Origin of the sequence: Agarivorans sp. (assembly GCF_050295395.1) — a bacterium.
Taxonomy (GTDB): Bacteria; Pseudomonadota; Gammaproteobacteria; order Enterobacterales; family Celerinatantimonadaceae; genus Agarivorans.
This window is the reverse complement of record NZ_JBNKPP010000186.1, coordinates 1-5,405: the sequence shown is the minus strand read 5'-3', so window position 1 is coordinate 5,405 and position 5,405 is coordinate 1. Positions and strand designations below refer to the sequence as shown.

Below are 5,405 nucleotides of genomic sequence, written 5' to 3'. Positions count from 1 at the left end.
CGGGTGGTAAAGCCCACAACAGCGAATAGCCGTTAGGTTCATCTTCCCCAGCTATTCGCTGCTTATGCCTCTCATCCAGACGGGCATCATCAGATACATTCAACCATTAAGCGCCGCGGCTCCAAGCAAAGTACTTACTTAAATAGTGAAGCACTTTTTGTGGGGCGTGGTTTCTTTTCCATTCACCAGCCACATACTTGTTGGCTTCCATCATGGTGGGATAGGCATGAATGGTGCCGAGGATCTTGTTTAAACCTAAGTTGTGTTTCATGGCTAGGCTAAACTCGGCTAATAGTTCGCCGGCTTGCTCACCCACAATGGTCGCTCCGAGTATTTTGTCTTTACCCGGCACCGTTAATACTTTAATAAAACCTTGTTTGGCTCCATCGGCGATGGCACGGTCTAACTCCGCTAGTTGATAACGGCTGACTTCATAATCGATTCCCTGAGCTTTAGCTAGCTGTTCGTTTAAGCCGACTCGGGCAACCTCGGGGTGGGTATAGGTGGCAGCGGGGATCACTCGATAGTCGGCTTTAAACTTTTTCACTGCGCCAAATAGCGCATTTACCGCCGCATACCAAGCTTGATGAGCGGCAACATGGGTAAACTGGTAGGGGCCGGCCACATCTCCCACGGCGAAAATATTGGGGTATTTGGTTTGCAAATGGGCATTTACCGCAATGGTGCCGTTGTTATTGTGTTGTATGCCTAGTTGTTCTAAGCCAAAGCCTTGAGTATTGGCCACGCGGCCCAGCGCCAAAATAAGCTTGTCAAAATACAGGCTGTGCTGTTGGCCATCTTTGTCCAGAATGACTTTGCTTCGCCCATCTTCGCGCTCAAAGGCCTGAGCCTTCCAGCCTAGAAATAGCTCTATGCCTTCTAGGCGAAATTGCTGTTCGATTAACTGGCTCACTTCATCGTCTTCTCTTACCAATAAGTGCTCGGCCATTTCCACCATTGTGACGCGCGAGCCTAAGCGGGCAAAACTTTGGCTAAGCTCACAGCCAATAGGGCCTCCGCCTAATACCAAAAGCTGTTCTGGGCGTTGTTCTAATTGCCATAGAGTGTCAGAGCTTAAATAGTCTATCTCGGACAAGCCGGGAATGGGCGGCACCGCTGGGCGGGCGCCAGTGGCAATTACAATGTTTTGGCTGGTAATACGCTGGCCGTTCACTTCGATTTCCCAAGGGCTATGGATGTAGGCTTCGCCTTGAATACACTCTACGCCAAGTTGTTGATAACGCTCTACCGAGTCATGCGGTTCAATCTCTGCGATCACTTGTTTTACTCTTGCCATTACTTCGCCAAAGTCGGGCAGTTGGGCTTGAGCCGGGTAACCAAAACGCTCCGCTTGCTTGGCCTGATAAGCAAACTTGGCACAGCGAATTAAGGCCTTAGAGGGCACACAACCGGTGTTTAGGCAGTCACCGCCCATGCGGTGTTTTTCAATCAAGCTCACTTTGGCTTTAACCGTGGCGGCTATGTAGGCGCTAACCAAGCCACCAGCGCCAGCGCCAATCACGATTAAGTTGTTATCAAAACGCTTGGGTTTACTAAAGCCTGCATAGACGCGTTGTCGCTTAAGCCGATTAATAAACGCCTTGCTGAAGTAGGGAAGCAGCGCTAATAAGCTAAACGCAATGATTAAGGAGGGAGATAAGATCCCCGATAGGCTGTTGAGTTTAGCCAACTCGGTGCCTGCATTCACGTAAACAATAGTGGCTGGCAGCATGCCCACTTGGCTAACCCAATAGTAGGTTTTTAAGCGTAGTTGGCTTAGCGCCATCACTAAGTTGATCAGAAAAAATGGAAAAATAGGAATTAACCTAAGGCTGAATAAGTAAAAAGCGCCATCTTGGTTTATGCCTTGATTGATCTTGTGCAGCTTACTGGCGTAACGCGTTTCGATACTAGAGCGAAACAGGTAGCGGGCGGCAACAAAGGCAAGACTAGCGCCGATGGTACTGGCGAAGGACACAATGAGTACACCTTGAGCCACGCCGAATAAGGCACCAGCCAATAGCGTCAACAAAGCTGCGCCGGGAATCGACAGGGCAGTTACCACAATATACGTGATGAAAAACAGCATTGCGGCTAGCAGTGGCTGCTGATCAACTTGATCTAGCAGTGCTTGCTGATGTTGCTTTATCGTTTCGAAGCTAAGCCATTGGTTAAGATCAAACCACCAGAAAGCGGCTATGGCGAGGATGATAAGACTAAAAAGAGCGAGTTTGCGCAGTGACATAGTGGTTCTCTTAGTACAAGACTTAGTTAGCTAGACCGTTAACAGCATGATTTTATTTCGCTAATGACTAGCACGAATATAACTTAGAATAAATTCAGCCACCTGCGCGGCTTGGTTTAAGTTTAAATAGGGGATCGGGCTGTCAATCGGCTGATCGCTGGCAATAGCGATAATGTTGTTATCGTCGGGGTGGAGTAAAGGTTTGCTTAGTATTGGGCGATGAACCTCAATTTTTGCTATGTTGTTGTGGCGGTAGCCTTCTACCAAGACTAAGTCGCATTGCTGCCAGTTGACCCAATCTAGCTGTTGATTAAGCTGGTCGTGATCATCCTGTTGGCTAAAGTGGTAGCGCCGATTGGGGCAAGCCAATACCACTTCGCTGGCACCTGCGCTAACAAAGCGCTGGCTATCTTTACCCGGTTTGTCTAGCTCAAGCTGATGGTGGCTATGTTTAAGCACGCTCACTGCTAAACCTTGCTGGCTTAACAGGGGCAATAATTGGCTAATTAAGGTGGTTTTTCCGCTACCGCTAAAGCCAGCAAAGCCTATTACTGGTTTAGGCCAAGTTTGTCTCATTGACGCTTTCCTAAAGCTAATGTTCTCATTTACTTAAGCTTAACGGCATAATAGGTTTTAAACTGTAAAAAAAGCTTTAAACTGAGCGTTTAAAGAGAAATACCTTAAGGATTAGTGGATTGTTTTTGCGCTGTTGGCCGATATTGTTAGTACTGTTTACCTCTACAGTGGCTGCTTTAGAGTTTAGTTATCAAGGCTTAAGCGATGAAGCAGAAGATAATGTGAAGGTGTATCTCGAAGCGCAAAACTTTCCCGAGCATACCAGCCGCCGTCGAATAATTAGTGCCAGTTTAGAACAAGCAGACTTGGCGCTGCGAGCTTTAGGTTATTACCAAAGTAAAATACAAATCAGCGAGCAGGAAAAAGGACGTTTTCTGGTATCGGTTGATCAGGGGCGACCGCTCATCATTAGCCAGTTTAATTTTCAATTTAGCGGTGAGGCCACCCAAGATAGTCGCTTTACTAGCGCAGTAAGCAAAAGCGGTTTGGCAGAAGGCGCGGTATTTAGCCATGTGGCCTACGACAAGCTTAAGTCTGAATTTAACCATTTAGCTTCACGCTACGGTTATTTTGATGCGCAGTTTCATCAGGCCGAAATCAAAATTAGCATTAAACGCAACACCGCGGTGATCAACCTTAATTACGACTCGGGTGCTCGTTACCATTTTGGTGACGTGGTATTCACTAACCCTGAGCTACCCAGAACAATGTTTGCCAATTTGGCGGAGTTTAGCGAGAAAGACCGTTACGATTCCCAGTTGGTGGGTGAGTTTAATCAACGCTTAGGTGATACCGATTATTTTCAAGTGATATCGGTGCGTCCCGACATCGAAAATCGCCATGACAACAAGATTGATATTTTGGTTGGCTTGCAGTTAAAACACCGCGACATTTTTGAGGTGGGTGGGGGCATTACCACTGACGTAGGGCCAAGAGCGCGCTTAAAGTGGAATCGACCTTGGGTGAACATGCGTGGCCATAGTGTCACCTTGGAGCTGGAAGGTTCGGAGCCTAAGCAAAGCGCGCAATTAGTTTACCGTATTCCAATTGCTAATCCGGTAGATGACTATGTTGACGTACAAAGCGGTTTTATTCGCGAAAAAACCAATGATACCGAGAGTGAAAAAACCATTGTTTCAACCACTCGGCAATGGCGCTTAGAAGGCGATTGGCAGCCCGCGATATTTTTGAAATGGCAGCATGAACGCTATAAACAGGCTGAGCAGTCTTCGGTTACCGACTTGGTATTACCCGGCGCTAACTTTGCCCGCTTACGTACCCGTGGTGGTTTAGACCCTCATTGGGGCGATAACCTACAGGCCAGTGTTGAGCTTGGACATCCTTATTGGGGCTCGGATGTAGAGCTGCTGCGTTTTGCTGCCTTAGCTAAATGGCTACGTTCTTATCAAAATCATCGCTTGTTGGTGCGTTTTGATTTAGGCGGTATCTGGGTTGACGACATTAGTGATGTTCCAGCGTCGATGCGTTTCTTCGCCGGTGGCGACCAGAGTATTCGCGGTTACGACTATAAAACCATCGCCCCTCGAAATGAAAACGGCCAGTTAATTGGTGGTAAGTTCCTCACCGTAGGCAGCTTAGAATACAACTATCAGTTCGCTGAAAAGTGGCGTTGGGCGACTTTTGTGGACGCTGGCACCGCCACTAACGATTTCTCTGAGCCAGTTTCTTTGGGCGTGGGTATGGGGATCCGCTGGTTAACTTTGATTGGCCCCTTGCGCGTAGATTTAGCTGCAGGCCTGCAAAACGAATCTGATGCTTGGCGACTGCATTTTTCTCTAGGGCCCGATTTATGATTTTTAGAGTGGTCCGTTTACTGCTTATTGCTGTTAGTGCGCTGCTGCTAAGCGTAGTGTTGGCGCTGTCGTTTAGCCCAAGCACCGAGTGGATTTTGGCCAAAGTGAGTCAGTGGGTGGATGGCTTAACTATTAGTAAGCCGCAGGGAAATCTTTATTCGGGGATTTCTGCAGAACAAGTGATTTGGCAACAAACTGGCTTAAAGGTGCAGCTTGATGAGCTAAATATTAAGCTTGATTGGGTTTGCATTAGTCAAAGCCAACTGTGTGTAGAAAGTCTAACTAGTGAGGCCTTTAGCCTAGACCTAGATACCGAACAATTATTGGCCGACAGCAGCGACCAAGCTGAAGATACCGCGCCAAGCACTGGGACATGGCTACCGCCAGTGCCCTTTGTGTTAAAGGGTTTAAACGTAGCGAAAGCCAAGCTCGATATCGACGGTATACTGATAAGCTGGCAGCAATTGCAGGGCCAAGCCCACTGGCAAGACAAGCTGATAAGCGTGGACTATTTAGCCTTAGACCAATGGCAACTGGGTTTGCCTCAGTCTTCTTCACCAGCTTCGCTAGCCAGTGAGGATGAGCCACTACTGCCATTTCAAGTAGTGCTTCCCGAAATTGTCTTACCCTATCAAATCGCCGTCGCCGATTTACGCCTTAGCCAAGGCCAAATTGATGTGGCAGAGCAGTCTTTAGCGTTTCCTCTTGCTACTGCTAAGGCCGATGTGGGATTTAGTGACTTATCTATAAAACAGTTATTTATAGACAGC

At 47.7% G+C, this 5,405-nt stretch carries 4 protein-coding genes; 2 read left to right on the top strand and 2 right to left on the bottom strand.

Going from position 1 to position 5,405, the window contains the following annotated elements:
- Positions 1-106: 106 nt before the first annotated feature.
- Both ACQY6Q_RS10910 and mobB read right to left on the bottom strand, forming a co-directional pair.
- Positions 107-2,245 carry an FAD-dependent oxidoreductase gene (locus ACQY6Q_RS10910; protein ID WP_427981308.1) on the bottom strand — a complete coding sequence of 713 codons (2,139 nt, stop codon included), beginning with the start codon at positions 2,243-2,245 and terminating at the stop codon, positions 107-109.
- Between the two features lie 60 nt (positions 2,246-2,305).
- On the bottom strand, positions 2,306-2,821 hold the full coding sequence (gene mobB, locus ACQY6Q_RS10905) for a molybdopterin-guanine dinucleotide biosynthesis protein B (RefSeq protein ID WP_427981306.1): 516 nt from the start codon (positions 2,819-2,821) through the stop codon (positions 2,306-2,308).
- 119 nt (positions 2,822-2,940) lie between these two features.
- Between mobB and tamA the strand changes: the two genes are divergently transcribed.
- The gene (gene tamA / locus ACQY6Q_RS10900; RefSeq protein WP_427981304.1) at positions 2,941-4,635 is read left to right on the top strand and encodes an autotransporter assembly complex protein TamA; all 1,695 of its coding nucleotides are present in this window, start codon (positions 2,941-2,943) and stop codon (positions 4,633-4,635) included.
- Positions 4,632-5,405, top strand: a 774-nt coding sequence (locus tag ACQY6Q_RS10895; RefSeq protein WP_427981301.1) for a hypothetical protein, incomplete at its 3' end; no start/stop codon positions are given. The genes tamA and ACQY6Q_RS10895, both read left to right, overlap by 4 nt.